17 protein-coding genes are annotated in these 18,534 nt (G+C 71.6%); 9 read left to right on the forward strand and 8 right to left on the reverse strand.

Going from position 1 to position 18,534, the window contains the following annotated elements:
- Positions 1–27 precede the first annotated feature (27 nt).
- Both IE263_RS23690 and IE263_RS23695 read left to right on the forward strand, forming a co-directional pair.
- Positions 28–639 carry an NADPH-dependent FMN reductase gene (locus tag IE263_RS23690; protein WP_189939740.1) on the forward strand — a complete coding sequence of 204 codons (612 nt, stop codon included), beginning with the start codon at positions 28–30 and terminating at the stop codon, positions 637–639.
- 14 nt (positions 640–653) lie between these two features.
- Entirely contained in the window at positions 654–2,075 is a 1,422-nt protein-coding gene (locus IE263_RS23695) for a DHA2 family efflux MFS transporter permease subunit (RefSeq protein ID WP_189939741.1), read from the forward strand.
- Positions 2,076–2,327: 252 nt separating this feature from the next.
- Here the strand turns inward: IE263_RS23695 and IE263_RS23700 are convergent, their stop codons facing one another.
- Complete coding sequence (locus IE263_RS23700; protein WP_189939742.1) at positions 2,328–3,578, reverse strand: MFS transporter; 1,251 nt, start codon at positions 3,576–3,578, stop codon at positions 2,328–2,330.
- Between the two features lie 92 nt (positions 3,579–3,670).
- On the opposite strand from IE263_RS23700, the gene IE263_RS23705 reads away from it, so the two are divergent.
- Entirely contained in the window at positions 3,671–4,756 is a 1,086-nt protein-coding gene (locus tag IE263_RS23705) for a glycoside hydrolase family 10 protein (protein WP_189939743.1), read from the forward strand.
- A gap of 66 nt (positions 4,757–4,822) precedes the next feature.
- On the opposite strand, the gene IE263_RS23710 is transcribed toward IE263_RS23705, so the two are convergent.
- Positions 4,823–4,963, reverse strand: a complete 141-nt coding sequence (locus tag IE263_RS23710; RefSeq protein ID WP_189939744.1) for a hypothetical protein — start codon at positions 4,961–4,963, stop codon at positions 4,823–4,825.
- Here IE263_RS23710 and IE263_RS23715 point away from each other — a divergent pair.
- Positions 4,962–5,450 carry a hypothetical protein gene (locus IE263_RS23715; RefSeq protein WP_189939745.1) on the forward strand — a complete coding sequence of 163 codons (489 nt, stop codon included), beginning with the start codon at positions 4,962–4,964 and terminating at the stop codon, positions 5,448–5,450. The genes IE263_RS23710 and IE263_RS23715 overlap by 2 nt on opposite strands.
- Positions 5,451–5,482: 32 nt before the next feature.
- Here IE263_RS23715 and IE263_RS23720 read toward each other — a convergent pair whose 3' ends face one another.
- Both IE263_RS23720 and IE263_RS23725 read right to left on the reverse strand, forming a co-directional pair.
- Positions 5,483–5,992, reverse strand: coding sequence for a hypothetical protein (locus IE263_RS23720; protein ID WP_189939863.1), 510 nt, complete (start codon positions 5,990–5,992; stop codon positions 5,483–5,485).
- Entirely contained in the window at positions 5,992–7,716 is a 1,725-nt protein-coding gene (locus IE263_RS23725; protein ID WP_189939746.1) for a PHP domain-containing protein, read from the reverse strand. Before IE263_RS23725 ends, IE263_RS23720 begins: the two co-directional genes overlap by 1 nt.
- A gap of 268 nt (positions 7,717–7,984) precedes the next feature.
- Here IE263_RS23725 and IE263_RS23730 point away from each other — a divergent pair, with 268 nt between their 5' ends.
- Positions 7,985–9,304: a jacalin-like lectin gene (locus tag IE263_RS23730; protein ID WP_189939747.1), complete on the forward strand. Its 1,320-nt coding sequence runs from the start codon at positions 7,985–7,987 to the stop codon at positions 9,302–9,304.
- Positions 9,305–9,386: 82 nt separating this feature from the next.
- On the opposite strand, the gene IE263_RS23735 is transcribed toward IE263_RS23730, so the two are convergent.
- The gene (locus IE263_RS23735) at positions 9,387–10,511 is read right to left on the reverse strand and encodes a serine/threonine-protein kinase (protein ID WP_189939748.1); all 1,125 of its coding nucleotides are present in this window, start codon (positions 10,509–10,511) and stop codon (positions 9,387–9,389) included.
- 214 nt (positions 10,512–10,725) lie between these two features.
- Between IE263_RS23735 and IE263_RS23740 the strand changes: the two genes are divergently transcribed.
- Positions 10,726–11,298, forward strand: a complete 573-nt coding sequence (locus IE263_RS23740) for a TetR-like C-terminal domain-containing protein (protein WP_189939749.1) — start codon at positions 10,726–10,728, stop codon at positions 11,296–11,298.
- 98 nt (positions 11,299–11,396) lie between these two features.
- Here IE263_RS23740 and IE263_RS23745 read toward each other — a convergent pair whose 3' ends face one another.
- The gene (locus tag IE263_RS23745; RefSeq protein ID WP_189939750.1) at positions 11,397–11,765 is read right to left on the reverse strand and encodes a VOC family protein; all 369 of its coding nucleotides are present in this window, start codon (positions 11,763–11,765) and stop codon (positions 11,397–11,399) included.
- 141 nt (positions 11,766–11,906) lie between these two features.
- Between IE263_RS23745 and IE263_RS23750 the strand changes: the two genes are divergently transcribed.
- Positions 11,907–13,292 (forward strand): hypothetical protein, encoded by a 1,386-nt coding sequence (locus IE263_RS23750; protein WP_189939751.1) that lies wholly within the window; start codon positions 11,907–11,909, stop codon positions 13,290–13,292.
- A gap of 121 nt (positions 13,293–13,413) precedes the next feature.
- Positions 13,414–13,827, forward strand: a complete 414-nt coding sequence (locus tag IE263_RS23755) for a hypothetical protein (protein WP_189939752.1) — start codon at positions 13,414–13,416, stop codon at positions 13,825–13,827.
- Here the strand turns inward: IE263_RS23755 and IE263_RS23760 are convergent.
- Positions 13,796–15,520 carry a DUF2264 domain-containing protein gene (locus IE263_RS23760; RefSeq protein WP_189939753.1) on the reverse strand — a complete coding sequence of 575 codons (1,725 nt, stop codon included), beginning with the start codon at positions 15,518–15,520 and terminating at the stop codon, positions 13,796–13,798. The genes IE263_RS23755 and IE263_RS23760 overlap by 32 nt on opposite strands.
- Before the next feature lie 69 nt (positions 15,521–15,589).
- The gene (locus tag IE263_RS23765) at positions 15,590–16,639 is read right to left on the reverse strand and encodes a rhamnogalacturonan acetylesterase (RefSeq protein WP_189939754.1); all 1,050 of its coding nucleotides are present in this window, start codon (positions 16,637–16,639) and stop codon (positions 15,590–15,592) included.
- Between the two features lie 191 nt (positions 16,640–16,830).
- Between IE263_RS23765 and IE263_RS23770 the strand changes: the two genes are divergently transcribed.
- On the forward strand, positions 16,831–18,522 hold the full coding sequence (locus IE263_RS23770) for a rhamnogalacturonan lyase B N-terminal domain-containing protein (RefSeq protein WP_189939755.1): 1,692 nt from the start codon (positions 16,831–16,833) through the stop codon (positions 18,520–18,522).
- Positions 18,523–18,534: the final 12 nt, after the last annotated feature.

Genomic DNA, 18,534 nt, shown 5'->3' on the forward strand with positions numbered 1-18,534 from the left:
GGCCCAGGGAGAACAAGGGGGACACCCATGTCCACAACCGTCATCGATCATGAGACTCCGCTCCGCGTCACCGTCATCGTCGGCAGCGTCCGCGAGGGCCGTCAGGGCCGTGCCGTCACCGACTGGTTCCTCGGCACCGCCGCCGGCCATGACGGCCTCGACCTGGACGTCGTCGACCTCGCGGACCTCGACCTGCCGCTGGTCATGCCCGGCTGGGGCGGCACACCCAGCCCCGAGGCCGTGTCCGCGCTCGCCGAGGTCACCCCGCGCCTGGCCGCCGCCGACGCGTTCGTCGTCGTCACGCCCGAGTACAACCACAGCTTCCCCGCCGCCCTGAAGAACGTCATCGACTGGCACCACGGGGAGTGGCAGGCCAAGCCGGTCGGCTTCGTCTCCTACGGCGGGCTCGCGGGCGGCGTCCGCGCGGTGGAGCAACTCCGGCTGGTCTTCGCCGAGTTGCACGCCACGACCGTACGGGACTCGGTCAGCCTGCACGGCCCGTGGTCCGGGCTCGGGGAGGACGGCGCGCCCCGGGACGCCGGCGTCTGCGAGGGTGCCGCCAAGGGCATGCTCGGTCAACTCGCCTGGTGGGGAAGGGCGTTGCGGACGGCCCGGGCTGCCCGCCCCTACCAGGGCTGAGGGGACGGGGGGACATGATCTCGACAGAAGCCGCCGGAGGGGACGTTCAGGAGGCGTCCGACGCGCCTCGCATCCCCTCGTCGGCGCTGAACCGCACGATCCTCGTCGTGATCATCGGCACGGTGATGTCGGTGCTCGACATGACGATCGTCAACATCGCGATGCGCAGGCTCTCCGAGGCGTTCGGCGCCCCGCTGGAGACGATCCAGTGGACCGCCACCGCGTACACGCTGGCCCTCGCCGCCGTCATCCCGACGACCGCGTGGGTGATGGCCCGTATCGGCGCCAAGCGCGCCTATCTCACCGCGCTCATCCTGTTCACACTCGGATCGCTGCTCGCGGCGTGCGCGTGGGACGCGCCCAGCCTCATCGCGTTCCGCGTGGTGCAGGGGCTCGGCGGCGGACTGCTCGTGCCCGTGGGGATGGGCATGGCGATGGCCGCCGCCGACCGGGAACGCTTCGGCCGCACGATGGCACTGCTCGGACTGCCGATCCTGGTCGGACCGGTGGCCGGCCCGGTCCTCGGCGGCTGGCTGCTCGACGCCGCGTCCTGGCAGTGGATCTTCCTCGTCAACCTCCCCGTGGGCGCGGTGGCGCTGGCACTCGCCGCGAAGCTGCTGCGCCCCGACGCACCCCGGGGCACGGTGCCGGCGCCGCAACTGGACGTCCCCGGCCTGCTGATGCTCTCCCCCGGTCTCGCGCTGCTGCTGTACGGGCTGGCCCGGGGCGGCGAGCGGGGCGACTTCTCGACGCCCGGCGCGCTGCTGCCGGCGCTCGCCGGAGCCACGCTGGTGGCGGGATTCCTGCGGCGCGCACTGACGACCCGTCACCCCTTGCTGGACCTACGCCTGTTGAACGACCGGACGTTCGCCTTCGGCATCGGCACGCTCGCGCTGTTCACCTGCGGCTACTTCGGCTCGATGTTGCTGGGCCCCGTGTACTGGCAGCAGGCGCGCGGCTGGAGCGCCACGTCGACCGGGCTGCTCGGGGTGCCCGTCGGGCTCGCCGTCGGTACGACGATGCAGATCGCCGCGCGCAGGGTGGACAAGGTGTCCCCGCGGCGCCTGATCCGGGCCGGGATCGCGGTGGGGGCGCTCGGCATGGCCCTGACGGGGCTGCTGGTCGGGGTGGAGAACGTGCCGGCCTGGCAGGTGGTCTGCGCGACGGTGGTGATGGGCGTCGGCTCCGGGATGGTGCTGTTGCCGACGACCACGACCGCGAGCCGCGACCTGCCGAAGGACCGCATGCCCGCCGCGAGCACCGCGGTGAACATCAACTCCCAGGTGTGCGCGTCGGTCGGCACCGCGCTCATCTCCGTGGTCCTGGGCTCCGCCGGGGCGGACCCGTCCGGCTTCCGTACGGCGTACCTGGTCGCGGCGGGACTGCTGGCGCTGGCGCTGGTTCCGGCGATGCGGTTGCCAGGGCGGCGGGACTGAGAGGTCGGTCGCGGGGCCGGCCACCGGCGGCGCCGGCCACCGGCGGCGCCGGAGGCCTGGGGGCCGGAGACAGGCGGGCTGTAGACAGGCTGCTGTACACAGGCGGCCGTAGACAGGCGGGCTGTAGACAGGCGGGCTGTAGACAGGCTGCTGTACACAGGCGGCCGTAGACAGGCGGGCTGTAGACAGGCGGGCTGTAGACAGGCTGCTGTACACAGGCGGCCGTAGACAGGTGGCTGTAGGCGTGTGGCGTCAGCCGCTGCCCCGTATCGGCGTCACCAGCGCCACCCCCGCGATCGCCACGCAGCACCCACCGGCCAGCAGCCCGACCGGTGCGGTGCCGTGTCGTTCCGCGGCCCAGGTCAGCACGGCCGCGCCGATGGGGGCCGCCGCGTACTGGAGGGTCCAGAAGGCGGAGGTGACCCGGCCCAACAGCGGTTCCGGGGTGACCTCCTGCCGCAGGGACATGGAACAGGTGCCCGCGACGGCCACGGTGGCCAGGAACAGGGCGGCGAGGACGGCGATGAGGCCGACGTGCCGCGCCCAGCCCAGGCCCGCGACGGCCACACCGCTCAGCGCGACCGCCGTGATCCAGGTCGGACCGAAGCCCAGCCGGCGGCGCACCCGGGCCACGAGCAGGGACCCGGCGACCGTCCCCAGCGCGCCGGCCGCCAGCACCGTGCCGACCGTGCCGTCGTCGTGGCCGAGGTCGTGCTTGAGGTGGTAGATGATCAGGTCGTTCAGGCCGAGGGTCAGGAAGCTGAAGAGGAACAGCACAACCGTCAGGGTCCGCAGCACGGGGTGGCCGTACAGGAACGCCACTCCGGTGCGCAGGTCCCGCCACAGCCCGGCCCGCTCCCCCGGCCGGTCGTCGGCGGGCCGCTCCCGCACCCGGACGACGGCGAGGCAGGCGGCCGACACGCCGAAGCTGGCCGCGTCGACGCCGACCGCGGCCGCCGGACCGGTCCAGGCGGCGAGGAGTCCCGCGCCCAGCGGCCCGAGGACGCCGGCCGCGGCGGCGGTCGCGTTGAGCCGCCCGTTGGCCTCGGTGAGCCGTGCCGTGTCGACGAGACCGCGCACGACGGTGACATAGCCGACCGCGAACAGCATGCCGACGGCCTCGCACACGGGAAGCACCGTGTACAGCAGCCAGATCCGCGGCCCGAACAGCCACACCACCGGGATCACCCCGTACAGCACCATGCGCACGAGGTCGCAGGTGATGAGCAGACGGCGCCGGTCGACGCGGTCCACCACCGTCCCGGCGAACACCGCCGCCACCACCGAGGCGGCCCCGCCGACCGCCGTCAGCAGACCCATGCGCGCGACGGAGCCGGTGGCCTCGAGGACCAGCAGGGGCAGCGCGATCAGGGCGAAGGAGTCACCGAGGAAGGACAGCGTCTGCGCAACCCAGAAGACCCCGAAGTCCCGCTGCCGCCACAGCGGTTGACCGGAACCCGACGTGACCTTCCGTGCTCGCCCGCTGCGCGCCTCGTACGTCACCGGCCCCCTCCCGAAGTCCCCGGCAACCTTACGTCCGTCGGCGGCGACTCAAGGCCGAAGCACCCGCGTCCCCCACTCCCCGAGGAGCAGCAGTGCCCCAGACCCCGTCGGGAACCCACCGCCGTCGACGCCTCTCGCGCCCCGTCCCGCTCGCCCTGGCGGGCGCCCTCCTCGCCACCGCGGCCGTCGGTCTGCCGCACCTCAGCTCCGAGGCCTCGGCCGCCACCACCCTGCGCGGCTACGCCGACGGCCGGGGTGTGAAGATCGGCGCGGCCGTCGGTGACGGCCCGCTGACCTCCGACTCCTCCTACACCACCGTCCTGGACCGGGAGTTCAACTCGGTGACGGCGGAGAACGCGATGAAGTGGGACGCGCTGGAGCCCAGCCGGAACAGCTACAACTGGGCGGCCGCCGACCGGCTGGTCAACCACGCCGTCGCACACAACCAGGGCGTGCGCGGACACACGCTGGTCTGGTACGCGCAGCTGCCGTCCTGGCTGAAGAACGGGAACTTCTCCGCGTCCGAGCTGAACACGCTGCTGAAGAAGCACATCGACACGACCGTCGGCCGCTACAAGGGCAGGATCTACGCCTGGGACGTCGTCAACGAGGCGTTCAACGAGGACGGCTCGATGCGCAGTTCACTGTGGCAGGACAAGCTCGGAACCGGTTACATCGCCAACGCCCTGCGCTGGGCGCACGCGGCCGACCCGGCGGCGAAGCTGTACATCAACGACTACAACATCGAGGCGGACAACGCCAAGAGCGACGCCCTGTACAACCTCGCGAAGCAACTCCTCGCGCAGGGTGTGCCGTTGCACGGGATCGGCTTCCAGTCGCACTTCGAGGTCGGCAAGGTGCCGGCGTCGATGAAGGCGAACCTGAAGCGGTTCTCCGACCTCGGTCTGGAGGTGTCGGTCACCGAGCTCGACATCCGCATCCCGCTGCCGGCCTCCTCCGCCGAACTCGCCCAGCAGTCCACCGACTACAAGACGGCCAGCGAGAACTGCCTGGGCGTCCCGCGCTGCGCCGGCGTCACCCTGTGGGGCGTCACCGACAAGTACTCCTGGGTGCCGGGTACGTTCAGCGGGTACGGGGCCGCGCTGCCGTACAACGAGGGCTACGCGGCGAAGCCCGCCTACACCGGCCTGTCGAACGGGCTCAATCCGAACGCGTGACGTCGGCCGGGGCGGGCGGCACCGGTGCCGCCCGCTCCAGGGTCCGGACGGCGATGAGCGGCGACGTCAGCAGCCACAGCACCGTGCCGGGAAGAGCACCGCGCCCACGGCGATGCCCGGGCCCACGCCGATCCACCGGGAGACGGCGGGTGCGGCCACCGCCCCCGGCAGCGCGCCGGGCGGCCGGTGGTGCACGATGTCGTGCATGTACGACCCCTTCGACCTGCCGCGGCCCCGCGAGGTCCAGGCCGGCGAGTACCCGGTCTGGGACGAGGCCCTGGCCCTGGTCAACCGCGACCTCGCCGCCCTCCTGCCGGACCACGGCCCCCTGCGTCTGTTGGCGCTGCCGCCCTGGGACGACCTGGACGAGTCCGAACGTGAGCACGTGTACGTCGCCCTGCCCGACGGCCGCTGGCACGGCTCAGACCTCTGGCACGGCTCGGAGGCCACCCTCACCAGCGCGCTCGCGGCCGTCGCCGAGGCCGCGCAGGACACGGTCATGGAGTGCCTGTGGCAGGTCTGGCCGGTCTGCGCGGAGCACCGCATCGGGATGCACACGCGCCAGGAGGACGGCCGCCCGGTGTGGTGGTGCGCGGGCGGCCGTGGGCCGGGGGATCCGGCCCATGTGCGGGCGGCGGTGGGCGAGTTGGACGCCCTGCACCGCCCGCGCAGGGCCCGCCGCAAGCGACGGTGACCTCGGTGGTCCTCAGCGGTCCTCAGCGGTCCTCAGTGGTCGGCGCAGCAGGGCGTCGGATCGGGCACTTCGAAGGGGACGAGGGTGCCGCCGGCGGCGGGCATGGCGGTGAGGACGAGTTCCCGGTCCTGCCACTGCGGTCGCACATGATCCCGCGTCACCAGCCTTGCCCCCGGGTCGGGTGGGCCCACCGCGCCCAGCACGGTCACCCGGTCGATCGCGGAGACGGACAGCATCTCCGCGACCGTCACTGTGCCGCGGAGTGCGTCGGCTCCGGGGTAGAGGACCGCGCGGCCGACGACGTCCGGGGCCCCGTCGGCCACCTCGTACCCCTTCGCCACGAACCACTCGCGCACACCGGCCGGCTCCCCCTCCGACCGCGTCGCGAGGGAGACGACGACCCGCGGCCGATCGCCCCGCACCAGGTGCGTGCAGCCGAACATGCCCTCGGGGAGGGAGAGTTCGGCTGCGAAGGTGCGGAGCAGGTGATCGGCCGCGCGCAGGTCGCGCAGACCGGCGTCCACCGTGAGGACGTACGACATCACGACGGCAGGACCCACACCGGGTTGGAGTAGAACCACAGGTCGAGCCACGGGTCGGCGTCACCGACGACGTCGATGGCCGGGCCCGCCGGGTCGACGGCGGCGCCCATCGCGCCGACGGCGGAACGGTTGCCGTCGCTGCCGCGCAGGCGGACGTACGTCGGCCGGTCCACACGCCCGAGTTCGTAGGTGAGCCGGACCGTGCCGGTGGACTTGTTCACCTCGTACGAGCGGACGACCTTGGCGGTGGGAGCGGTGAAGGTGTCCTTGTCGGCGACCGGGCCGGTGACATCGCCCCGGATGACGTCGACGCGGGCCAGCTTGGGCACGAAACCGGCCCAGTTGGGGCCATCGGCGAGAGCGATGTCGACCGTCAGCGTCACGGCCGTGCCCTTCTTGACGTGCAGGGCGCCGCCGAGCGTGGCCCAGCGGCTGCCGCCGGAGACACGGACGTCGAGGCCGCTGAGGAGCTGGCCGTGGTCGACCCAGATGCGGCCGGCGCGGATACCGTCCATGACGGCGGCGTAGGTGAAGCCGTCGGCGCCGACGTGGGTACGGCTGTACTGCCCGGGCCAGTAGTCGCCCTGGGTGATGTCGATCTTCCCGCCGTAGACCGGGTCCTCGTACCTGCCGTTGGCGCTGAAGTCGCCGCCCGGCCCGCGCACGGCGGTGTCGCCGTAGACCTGGTGGGAGTCGGAGTTGGCGGTGATCCACCAGGGCTTGCCCTCGGCGAGGAGGCTGTCCCACAGGCCGCCGACGGTGGCGGTCATCCAGTCGAAGCCGCCCCAGGTGCGGTAGCTCTCCAGCGGGTAGCCGGGGAAGGAGTTGGCGCTGGGGTTGTTGTCGTAGATGCCGCGGGCGCGGGCCATGCCGAGCGGGGCCGGGAGGCCGGCGGCCTGGTGCCCGGGGGCGCCCTCGAATCCCACGGCGATCCGGTGGCTCGCGGGGGTGGCGTCGCGCCAGGCGCGTATCTCGTGCGGGGAGTCGACACCACGCCGCGCGGGGTGGTTGGCGAGCATCAGCGCGTCCTTGACCTTGCGCCGCTGCACCTGCTCCGCGAGGAAGTTGAGGCCGGCGACGGCGAGGGCCTCGTTGGCGGGCGTGGAGTCGGAGGCTCCCTTGACGCTGCCGTCGTAATCGGTTTCGAACTGCTTGAGGACGGAGACCTCGTTCTTGCCCGGGTGGACGAAGACGGTGCCGTGCTCGGCGCCCGGGATGTTCCACTCCAGGCCCTGGAAGACGAGGGTGTCCTCGTAGGCGGAGCGGGCCTCCTTGATGTCCGGGTTGACCTTGTCGACGCCGATCTTGGCGTGTGTGGTGCTGCCGTGGTCGGTGATGACCAGCCAGTCCATGCCGTGCTTGGCGCCCTGGCGGACCTGGTCGACGACGCGGTACTTGCCGTCGCTGCTGTACTGGGTGTGGATGTGGTGGTCACCGGCGAGCCAGAGGAAGCCCTTGCCGCGGCGGCTGCCGGTGGTGGCGTACGCGGGGGAGGCCGCGGCCTGGCCGAGAACGCTCGCGGCGGTCAGACCGGCGCCGAGGAGGCCGGCGCGGCGGAGCAGGGAGCGGCGCGACCGCTGCTCGGGGCTGAGGGCCTCGTCGGGCACGGAGGTGTCGAAGGCGGCGGGCAGGGCGGCGGGCTGCTCGTGCCCATGGTCGTGCCCGTGCTCGTGGTCAGCTCCGTGATGGTGATGGTGATGCCCGTGCGCGTGACCGTGTCCCATGGTGCCCTCCCGGTTGCCGCTGCCTTCCGCGGCTGCCTTCTGCGGCGCGAGTGCGCCGCGTGTGGAGGATCGAGGCGAAACATGAACTTTGATCGACGCAGGGGTGATCAGCGGCCGACCCGGGCACGGCCGGTTCACCTCGTCTCTCACTGTTTCCTCAACTGCCCTTGCCGGTCACACTGTTGGACAGCGAACGTGAGCAGCGTTCATGTTCCCTGTCCGCGTTCGTGTTCCCCACCCGTTCCGTCCGACCGGAGACACCCCCACCATGAGAAGACTCCTCGGCACCCTCGCGGCCGCCGCGCTGGCCCTCACCGGCCTCGCCGGCACCGGCGCGACGCCCGCCGCAGCCGCCACCACCGGCACGTTCAACGTCCTGACGTACAACGTGGCGGGCCTCCCGGAGGGCCTGAGCTCGGGCAGTCCGGAGAAGAACACCCCGCTGATCTCCCCGCGTCTGGCGGCGTACGACATCGTGAACGTCCAGGAGGACTTCAACTACCACGCGGCGCTGTACGCGGGCGACAACCATCCCCACCGGACGGCGACCAGTGGCGGAGTGCCGTTCGGCGACGGCCTCAACACGCTCTCCGACTTCCCCTTCGAGGACTTCGAACGGGTGAAGTGGAAGAACTGCACGGGCACCAACTGCCTGACGCCGAAGGGCTTTTCGCTGGCCCGGGTGCGCCTCGCCGAGGGCGTCTTCGTCGACCTCTACAACGTCCACACCAACGCCGACGCGACGGATGACGCGCTGGCCGCCCGCCGCGCCAACATCGACCAGTTGTCGGACTTCATCCAGGCGAACTCCTCCGGCAACGCGGTGATCGTCATGGGCGACACCAACACGCGCTACACCCGCACCGGCGACAACATCCGCACCCTCGTCACCGAGAACGGCCTGACGGACGCGTGGGTGAAGCTGGTGAAGGGCGGCACACCGCCGGCCCAGGGCGCGGACGCCCTGCTCTGCCCGACGTCGGCTCCGCCGAACGGCTGCGAGGTGGTGGACAAGATCTTCTACCGGGGCAGCAAGCTGCTGTCCCTGACGGCCACCCGCTACCACAACGAGTGGGCGTCCTTCCTGGACTCCGCGGGCGCCAACCTGTCCGACCACTTCCCGCACACGGTCGACTTCTCGTACACCCTCGACTCGGCCCTGAAGGCCAGTGACTTCTTCGGCGGCCCGCACGGCACGGCGTTCAACGACGCGGACGATCTGCCGTCGACGCCCTCGCCCCGCACCCTGACCCTGCGCGGCGGCTCCCGCCTGGACGCGCTGTCCCTGACGCACGAGGGCGGCACGACGCTGACCCACGGCGGGACGGGCGGCACGGCGACGTCCCTGACGCTGGGGACGGGCGAGCACCTCACATCCGTGAAGCTGACGCAGGGCCAGAAGGACGGCCGCACAAGGATCTTCTCGGCCGCCTTCACCACGGACAAGTCCCGCACCCTGTCGGCCGGCACGCCCACCTCGGACACGAGGACCTTCACGGCTCCGGCCGGCTGGCAGATCGTGGGCTTCACCGGCCGTTCGGGCGACGAGATCGACAAGCTGGGCGTCGTGTACGCCCCGATCGGCTGAGCCCGGTCAGCGGGCGGAACCTCCGCCAGGACGGCCATGCGGCCGCCGTCCGGGCGGAGGTCCACTCCCCACTCCTCCCCGCTCAGACGCGGGACACCGTCCCGCAGTTCTTGGAGCGGTTCTCATCGAGGCCCTGACTGCGGTCGTACGGGTCCACGGTCGGGCCGGTGGGCTCGGGCCCCTCCGACTCGGTCGACGTGAACTCCGGGTGCAGGAAGCCGTCGTAGGTGTCACACGCCGAGTTGCCGATCTCCTGGTCGTACTTGACGAGGACCAGCCGGCCGGAGGTGACGTCGTAGTGCGCGGGGTCGGAGAGCTCGACGTCGATCACGCGGCGCACGATCGTGCGGGTGACCTCGGTCGAGCCGTCGGTGCGCACGACCGGGTAGACGAAGGTGTAGTCGGCGTGCACGGCGACGCCGGCGTACTCGCCCTTCTTGAAGGTCATCCGCCCGCGCGTCTTGACCACGTCTCCGACGAGCCGGACCTCGTCGGGGTCGAAGCGGCTGAACAGCAGCAGGGGGTCGTGGTCCTTGTCCGGGGAACGCAGGGAGGCGTTCAGGTCGTCGAGGAGGTCCGGCTGCTTGGGGTCGAACACCGACAGCGCGGCCGCAGGACGTTCGCCGCGCAGCGCCTTGGGGTCCAGGTTGGCCCCGACCAGCAGCTTCTTCGTCAACTGCAGTGCCTGCTCGACCCGTTCCTTCGGAGCCGCCCCGACGGCCTTCGCGGCCGGCAGGACGATACCGGCCTCCCCGTCGGCCCAGCGCAGCGCCGGCGAACCGGCGAACGGCCTGTCGAGGGTGGGGGTCTGATCGGGGGCCTCGGCGGGCGCGCCGGTAGGGGCCGCGGTCTCGGCGGGCAGGGGGGACCCCGCGGCGACCTCCGGCTCCCCCGAGCCGAGGGGGTCACCGGGCAGCAACGACGGCTTCAGCGACACGGCGACCACACCGAGCGCCAGCAGCACCCCCAGAGCCGGCCACACCTTCCGACGCCGCCCGGCCCGCCCCTCCGACACGCCCCGCCACGGCGCGGGCGCCTCACCCCGGGCGTCCTGCTGCCGCAGCCGCTCGGTGACCATACGGGCGCGAGCGGAGGGCTCCTTCGGCGCGGCCGCTGCCTTGCGTTCGCTGTCCTGGAGGAACGCCTGCAACTCCTCGTCGGATATCGACGAGCCGTTCTCAGGCTCTTCGGGCGATCTTTCAGCCACCGTGGTTCTTGCCTTCCTTCTGAACTCGGGTCGTGTCCGAACTGTAGGGCGCGAACGCCCCGTACGGGCTCGGATCTCGAGCGTCGTGCGCACGTCAGCCCTTACCTGCCCCACCGGCCGAACCGCGCCGGCCCACCGCAAGCCACAGCATCGGAACACCCCTTAGGATCCCCCCTAACCCACCAAGGTCCGCCCCCTACCCCCAAGGCCCCCCATGCCCCGAGCCGGCCTCACCCCCGACCGCCTCGTCGCGGCCGCCGCCGATCTCGCCGACGAGGTCGGGTTCGAGAACGTCACCCTCTCCGCACTGGCCCGCCGCTTCGGGGTCAAGGACGCGAGCCTGTACTCGCACGTCAAGAACCTGCAGGACCTGCGGACCCGCGTCGCCCTGCTGGCCGGCGGCGAGATGATCGACCGGATCGCCGTGGCCGTCGCCGGGCGGGCCGGCAAGGAGGCGCTCGCCGGGTTCGCCGGGGCCTACCGGGAGTACGCGCTGCGGCATCCGGGACGGTACGCCGCCACCCAGATCCCCGTCGACCAGGGCCTGGTCGCCGAGGCCCCCGCCTTCCGTCGCACCGCCGAGATCACCTACGGCATGCTCCGCGCCTACGGCCTCGACGAACCCGACCTCACCGACGCCGTCCGCCTGCTGCGCAGCACCTTCCACGGTTACTGCGCCCTGGAGGCCGGCGGCAGCTTCGGGGCGTCCCGGGACGTACAGCGCTCGTGGGAGAAGGCCATCGACGCCCTGCACACGGCCCTCACCCACTGGCCCCGCGAGCCGTAGCCCGCGTGCGAGGGGCCCTCCCTCGCCTCACGCCCGCACACCGAGCGCCTTCCCTTCCCCTACTGGCCCCGTCTCCTATCCCCTACTGGCCCCGCCTCCTACTGGCCCCGCTCCCCCGCACTCCGCTCCACGCAGAACTCGTTCCCCTCCGGGTCCGCGAGCACCGCCCAACCCGTGCCGTCAGGGTTGCGGCGGTCGTCGACCAGGGTCGCGCCGAGGGCGAGCAGGCGCTCGACCTCCTCCTCGCGGGTGCGCTCCTGCGGCTGGAGGTCGAAGTGGATGCGGTTCTTGACCGTTTTCCCCTCCGGGACGGTGACGAAGAGCAGGCCCGCGCCCTCGATGAGCGCCTCCTCGTCACCCGGCTTGTCGTCCTCGTGGACGGGCTGGCCGAGAACCTCGGACCAGAAGCTCGCGAGGGCGTAGGCGTCGGAGCTGTCGATCGTCACATGGCGGATCTTGGAAGTCATGCGGGGGATTCTTGTGCACCCCGCTCACGCCCGGCAACGAACAAAGCCCGCTCACGCCGGTATGGCGTAAACCCTCGCTCAGGAATCTGGCCGATTCCCTCCGTACGGCAACCTTTCCCACCCCTGCGGCGACTGCCGGCCATGACATCTGCACGACGCACAACGCGCCACCGCCGTGTCCGCGCGGCCCGCAAGCCCGTGATCGGGGCCCTCGCAGCCGCCGTGGTGGCCGTCGGCGCGTGGTACGCCACCGCCGGGGCGGCGACCACCGCCCCGAACCTGACGCCCACGAGCACCACCGTCACTCTCGCGGCCAAGTTCCCCTATCTGTCGGCCGGTTACAACAACACCCGTGAGTGGACGCGGACGACGACCGCGGTCGCCCCCAACGGCACGCTCCGGGTGGCCTGGCCCGCCGCGGACGGCATCCACGTCACCCCGCTGACGGCCGCCGGGAAGCGCTCGGGCGCCGACACGGTCGTCAAGGGCGCGAAGGAGGTCGGCGGCCTGGTCGCGCACAACGACGGCTTCGCCCTCCTCACCCGGGTCGCCGACACGAACAAGTGGAAGGAGACGGCGGCCGCGATCGTCCGGTACACGAACGGCAAGCAGACCTTCCGCACCAAGCTCACCGGCACCGCCTCCCACGACACGGCCCCGCTGCTCGACGGCCAGCTCACCTGGAACGGCGCGAAGTACGGCGCGTACTTCGTCGTGCACGGCGCGGGTGGCTTCGCCGACGGCCACTACGGCGACAAGCTGACCTACGTCAGCGCCAAGGGCGCCAAGCTGAGCGGCGGTTGGACCTGGGGGTGCAGCCACAACGAGGGCATAGCCCTGTACCCGGAGAAGACGGGCGCCTTCACCTCCCTCTGCTTCGACGACTGGCGTTCGGGCCTGTTCGTCTCCACCGGGATCGGCGCCCCGGACACCGCTCCCGTCGTGCAGCGCGAGCAGTGCTGGGCGGGCTACTGCGGCGGCACCTTCCCCGGCCGCACCGGCGACCTGGTGAAGTCCGCCACCGGCCGCTACGCCACCGCCTTCGCCTCCCGCGGCGCCGTCTCCGCGAAGAAGAACCCGGAGGACTCGAGCGGCCGCGGCTGGACCGTGAAGCCCAAGTCCACCGCCCACCAGGTGGCGGTCGCCTTCATGAAGAACCGCAACTCCGGCCCCGGCAAGGCGATTTACCTCACCAGCACGCCCGGCATCGAGAACGTCAACGTCCACATCGCCCCTTACGGCAAGGACCGTCTCCTCGTCTCCTGGGAGTCCCTGAAGAACGCCAAGTGCGCGAGCGGCACCTGCACCGGCACCTTCACGGGCACCCACCTCCGTCTCATCGACTGGAACGGCAAGTTCCAGAGCGCGGACAAGGTCGTGAACACCCGGATCACCGGCGACCTCGCGGTCCTCAAGGACGGCACTCTGACCTGGGCGTACGCCCCCGTCACACCGACCTACGCGAAGCCGCTGACCGGCGCCTCGCCGACCACGACGACCCTGAAGATCGCCCGCCTCAAGCCCTGAGCGGGCTCGAACGTCAACCACCGCCGGACTGCCGGACTCCCCCGTTGCCGCCCCTACAACCACCGCCCCCGGTGGGTGCGTCTCACAGGTGCGGGCACACACAACGGGGGAGGGCGGTGCCATGGCCGGCGGCGGGAAACACGTTTTCGTCCAGGACGTACGGCGGTTCTTCTGGCTCCCGAGGGGCACGCCCCGCAGGCCCGCCCCGCCCCGGCCCCTCCTGGAGACCTGGCTGTTCGGCCTGGCCTTCGGAGCCGTCGCCGCCGCCCTCGGCTGGGAGGAGGGCCCGATCATGATGACGGTCATCGCAGAACTGGAGCTGCTGCGCACCGTCGCCCAGGGCGTACGGCTCCGCTGGCCTGCCTTCCTGGCCGCGCTGGCGGTCGGCTGGGCCGTCAACCGGCTCGGGTACGCCCTGCTGCCCGCCGCCACCGACTCGCCCTGGGGCGCCTTCTGTGTCTACGCCGTCTGGATCCTGGCGGCACTGACGACGTTCGGCGCGGTCACTCGTCTGCCCCGACGCCCCCACCGCTGACCCTTACGAGGTCCCCGGAGACGACCGCTCCGTCCACCACCCGGAGACGCACCTCGGGCCCTGCGCTCCAACGGACGTGGATCTCGCCCGCCCCCTCCACCCGCACGGACACGACGTCCTCGAGCGGGAGGGGGTCCGGTTCGGCGGTGAGCCGGGCGAGGGCGACGAAGAGACCGTCCCCGTCGCCGGTCACCCCCGTGAGGGACTCCCCCAGGCCGAAGACGGGTACGACCTCCGCACGCACGCCCCCTTCCGCCGCCCACCCGGTCACCCGCACCGGCGTCCCCGGCTCCGCCCCCGACACCAGATGAGCCCGCACCTCCGCCGCCCCGCGCACCAGCACGACACTGGTCACCCGCGCTCCTCCACCCGCGGTGTGCCGCGACGCCGCCCAGCCGTCCCCCACCCCCAGCGGTTCGATACCGGTACGGCTCGGATCGTCCCCGACGATCACGCTGTTGTCGTACCACGACGAGGGCGCCGTCACCGTCGAGTACGCGAGCCGCGTGTAGTACGGGTCGTAGCGGACGTCCTCGCTGCCGTGGTTGTGGAGGCGGACCAGACCGTCCGTCCGCGTCGACTGGAGCAGCCAGTTGGGGGCGGCGATCGGCGTGACCGCGTCCGCGCGCTCCACCGGCCCCGGCAGCTCCCGCGCCGTCCACACCTCGTGCTCCGGCGGGAGCAGCAGACCGAGGAAACCCTTGCTCGCCCAGTAGGGGGAGGCGGGGCCCGAATAGCCTTGCAGAACCGTGGAGTCCGGTCCGTGCCAGCCGAGGGTCAGCAGACCGCCCGAGTCGACCGCGCCTCGCTCCAGGAAGTACTTCAGCGCGCCCGAGGCCAGCCGACGGGTCTCCCCCGGCGGCAGCGGGGTGTGGCCCGTCAGCGCGCCGAGCCACAGGGGGGCCGTCGTCGCGAAGCGGTAGGTGAGGGAGCGGCCCTGGTGCAGGGGGGCGCCGTCGCCACCGAAGAGACGGGCGTAGTCAGAGAGGTGGGCCTGCAGGCGGCTACCGTATACATTCAACAGTCGACTGTCGTCGGCGAACCAGGCGTGCAACACCGGATACAGGTGCATCGCCCAGCCGTTGTAGTAGTCGAAAGCCCGCCCGGCGCCGTCCGTGTACCAGCCGTCACCGGCATACCACTGCTCGATGCGTTCCAGACCGCGGTCGATCGCCTTGCCGGCGGCCTCCGGCTCGTGGTCGACCGACTGGAGGAACCCGCCGACGGTGACCGGGAACAACTCCCAGTTGCAGGGCCAGGGTTCGGCGGTCAGCGCGTCCCCGAGCCAGGCCGCCGCCCGTTGCCGTACGCCCTCGTCCAGCCGGTCCCACAGCACCTCCCGCGTCAGCCGGAGCGCGAGGGCGATGGACGCCGCCTCGACGAGGGGCTGACTGCGGTCCTCGATGCGGGGCCAGACCCCGAAGACACCGGCCTCGAGGCCGTCGGCATAGCGCTGCAGGGCCGTCTCGTCGCGGCGGAAGGCGGCGAGGAGGAGGGTGCGGGCGTAGCCCTCCAGGCCGTCGGAGAGGCGGCCGGACCAGCTCTCGCGGTCGCCGGGAAGGTGGTAGAGCGCGCGGTCCTCGGTGGCGTACGGCTCGACGGCGGCGAGCAGGGCGTCGGCGGCCGCCTCCCAGTGGGCGCGGGTGTAGCCGGTGCGGGGGCTGAGGGTGTGGTCGGGCGGGGGCAGGTGCATCGGGGGTTCTTTCGGTCGAGGGCCAGGGCCTGGGGGCGTCCCGGTTCCGGTCGGGGCGCCCCCAGGGGCTCATCCCACCCGGACGGTGCCCTGCGGCACCAGATGCCGGGCGACGAGTTCGTCGCGGACCAGGCCCGCGTACACCGTGGCTCCGTGCACGGAGGTGTGGGTGTTGTCCCGCTTCTCGTTGTAGAGGTACAGCGCCTTGGAGCCCTCGACGCCCAGCGACTCCACCAGCGCCTTGGTCCGGGCGGTGAGGTCGATCAGCGGGACGTCCCGGTCGGCGGCGACCGAGCGGATCACCGCCGGGTGGTCGACGCCGAGGCCGTTGACCAGCAGGGCCGTGCCGTTGTTGAGCGTGCCGTCGGCGTTGAACCAGCGGCGCACGATCGGGGTGACGAGGACCGGCTCGCCGCCCTTCGCGCGCACGCCCGCCACCAGCGTCTCCAGGTTCGCCCGGTAGGTCGCCTCGTCGGTGGTCTTGTCGTTGTGGGCGAGCTGGATCAGCACCAGGTCGCCGCGGCGGATCTGCGGCTGGACGGTGGCCCACAACTGCGGGTTCCCCAGATACGTGACCGTACTCTCCCCGGAATCCGCGTAGTTGGCGACGGAGACGCCCTTGCGGAGGTACTGCGGTAGCTGCTGGCCCCAGCCGGAGTACGGGTCGCCGGGCTGGTCGCAGACCGTGGAGTCGCCGACCAGGAAGATCTGGCGGGCATGCCGGGCCGGGGTGACGCGGATGTCGGCGAGGGCGGGAGCCGAACCGCCGAGTGCCAGGTCCAGGCCGGGAGTTCCCTCGGCGCCGGTCGGTTCGCCCTCGGGGGTGCGGACGTTCACCGTGAAGCTGCGGGCGACGCGCTCGCCGGCCGGGACGGCGGTCTCGGGGAGCAGGGAGCGCCGGGTCTCGCCGCTGATCGCGGTGCTCGACGCCGCCTCGCCGCCTAGGAGGACCTTCACGTCGTACGTGCCGGGCGGGACGTCGAAGTGGCAGGCGGTGGCGGTGCAGTGATCGATGCCGAGGGCCGGGCGGCGGCCGTCGTGGGCCTGGGCGGCGGGCGTGGCCGTCAGGGCGGTGGCCAGGATCAGCGCCGCCGGCACGGCTCGGGTGAAACGTCTCACGTGCGGCTCCTCCATCGCGGCAACAGGACCTGGCGGTGGACCGTACCGCCTCGGGCAAGCGCTTTCTAGAGCCTGAGCCCATTTCGCAAGATTGCCAACCCCCCGCAAGCGAAAGCCCTTTCGCGAAATCGATTCAACTGTCACTCTGCCAACCACACCCGCTCCCCCACATCTCCGAAGGAGGCACCCCCATGTCCGGATCCGACAGCCCCAGGCCGGTCCGACGCCGTACCTTCGTGCTCGGAACCGTCGGCATCACAGCAGCCGCCGGTTCGGCCGCGCTCGCCGGTCCGCTCGCCACCCCCGCGTCCGCCGCGGCGTTCGGCTACACCGACGACGGCTCGAACTACGTCGTCGACACCGGCGCCAACCTCGTCTTCAAGGTCAGCAAGACCAACGGCGACCTCACCTCACTGGTCTACCGGGGCGTCGAATACCAGGGCTACGGCGGCATGAACTCGCACATCGAGTCCGGCCTCGGCACCTCCACGGTGAGCATCAGGCAGTCCGGCACGACGATCCTGATCTCCGTCGCGTACGGCACGCTGCGGCACTACTACGCGGCCCGCAGCGGCGAGAACAACATCTACCTGTGGACCAACAAGGCCGACACGTCCGTCTCCGCCACCCGCTACATCGTGCGCGTGAAGAAGGGCCTCTTCCTCAACGACGAGCCCGACTCCTACACCTACACGACCAGCACGATCGAGGCCTCGGACGTGTTCGCGAAGTCCGACGGCCAGACCCGCTCGAAGCACTACTCCAAGCTCCGGGTGATGGACTACGACTACGTCGGCTGGACGACCGGCAGCGCCGGCCTGTGGATCGTGCGCAGCAACCACGAGAAGGCCTCCGGCGGCCCGTTCTACCGCTCCCTCCTCCGGCACCAGAGCGCGGACGGCGGCGGCCTGTACGAGATCCTGTACTACGGCCAGAACCAGACCGAGGCCCAGCGCTTCGGTCTCCAGGGCCCGTACGTCATCGCCTTCACGGACGGCGGCGCGCCCTCCTCGTCGCTGTTCCCGGGGACTTTGACCACCTCGTGGGCGGACTCGCTCGGCATCTCGGGATACGTCGGCGCGAGCGGGCGCGGCCGGGTGGCCGGGGTCGGCATCACCGGGCGGAACACGGCGTACCCGTACACGGTGGGGCTTGCCAACTCGGCGGCGCAGTACTGGGGGTCGGCGCGTGCCTCGGACGGCTACTTCTCGATCGGCGGGGTGCTGCCGGGGACGTACACGCTGACCGTCTACAAGAGCGAGTTGGCTGTATACAGTACGCAGGTGACCGCGTCCGCAGGCGGGACGACCACCCTCAACACGATCGCCATCCCCTCCTCGAACGACCCGAGCAACGCAAGCGCGATCTGGCGGATCAACGACTGGACCGGCACACCGAGCGGCTTCAAGAACGCCGACCTGATGACGTACGCGCACCCGTCGGACGTCCGGGCCGCCGCCTGGACCGGCAACGTCGTCATCGGCAGCGGCAGCGAGACCTCCGCCTTCCCCTGCTACCTCTGGAAGGACGTCAACAGCGGACTCCTCGTGTACTTCAGGCTGACCGCGGCCCAGGCCGCCGCCGCGCACACCCTGCGCATCGGCGTGACGACGGCCTACGCCAACGGCCGGCCGCAGGTCGTCGTCAACGACACCTGGACGTCGGCCATCCCCTCCCCGCCCACCCAGCCGAACACGCGGTCGCTGACCAACGGGTCGTACCGGGGCAACAACCACACGTTCACGTACAGCATCCCGGCGAGCGCGTGGCTCACGGACACCAGTCAGTACAACGTGCTGAGGATCAACGTGGTGAGCGGGTCGGGGTCGACCGGCTTCCTCAGCGCGGGGACCGCGATCGACGCGATCGACCTGCTGACCTGACCTCGCGTCGAC

Source organism: Streptomyces aurantiogriseus (genome assembly GCF_014649375.1).
Taxonomy (GTDB): domain Bacteria; phylum Actinomycetota; class Actinomycetes; order Streptomycetales; family Streptomycetaceae; genus Streptomyces; species Streptomyces aurantiogriseus.

Excerpts from the sequence above, each read along its gene's own strand:
- IE263_RS23710 (WP_189939744.1), bottom strand. The coding sequence starts at position 4,963 with ATGCACGACATCGTGCACCACCGGCCGCCCGGCGCGCTGCCGGGGGCG.
- IE263_RS23715 (WP_189939745.1), top strand. The coding sequence starts at position 4,962 with ATGTACGACCCCTTCGACCTGCCGCGGCCCCGCGAGGTCCAGGCCGGC.
- IE263_RS23745 (WP_189939750.1), bottom strand. The coding sequence starts at position 11,765 with ATGACTTCCAAGATCCGCCATGTGACGATCGACAGCTCCGACGCCTAC.
- IE263_RS23755 (WP_189939752.1), top strand. The coding sequence starts at position 13,414 with ATGGCCGGCGGCGGGAAACACGTTTTCGTCCAGGACGTACGGCGGTTC.
- IE263_RS23770 (WP_189939755.1), top strand. The coding sequence starts at position 16,831 with ATGTCCGGATCCGACAGCCCCAGGCCGGTCCGACGCCGTACCTTCGTG.
- IE263_RS23740 (WP_189939749.1), top strand. The coding sequence starts at position 10,726 with ATGCCCCGAGCCGGCCTCACCCCCGACCGCCTCGTCGCGGCCGCCGCC.
- IE263_RS23725 (WP_189939746.1), bottom strand. The coding sequence starts at position 7,716 with ATGGGACACGGTCACGCGCACGGGCATCACCATCACCATCACGGAGCT.
- IE263_RS23695 (WP_189939741.1), top strand. The coding sequence starts at position 654 with ATGATCTCGACAGAAGCCGCCGGAGGGGACGTTCAGGAGGCGTCCGAC.
- IE263_RS23760 (WP_189939753.1), bottom strand. The coding sequence starts at position 15,520 with ATGCACCTGCCCCCGCCCGACCACACCCTCAGCCCCCGCACCGGCTAC.
- IE263_RS23730 (WP_189939747.1), top strand. The coding sequence starts at position 7,985 with ATGAGAAGACTCCTCGGCACCCTCGCGGCCGCCGCGCTGGCCCTCACC.
- IE263_RS23750 (WP_189939751.1), top strand. The coding sequence starts at position 11,907 with ATGACATCTGCACGACGCACAACGCGCCACCGCCGTGTCCGCGCGGCC.
- IE263_RS23690 (WP_189939740.1), top strand. The coding sequence starts at position 28 with ATGTCCACAACCGTCATCGATCATGAGACTCCGCTCCGCGTCACCGTC.
- IE263_RS23720 (WP_189939863.1), bottom strand. The coding sequence starts at position 5,992 with ATGTCGTACGTCCTCACGGTGGACGCCGGTCTGCGCGACCTGCGCGCG.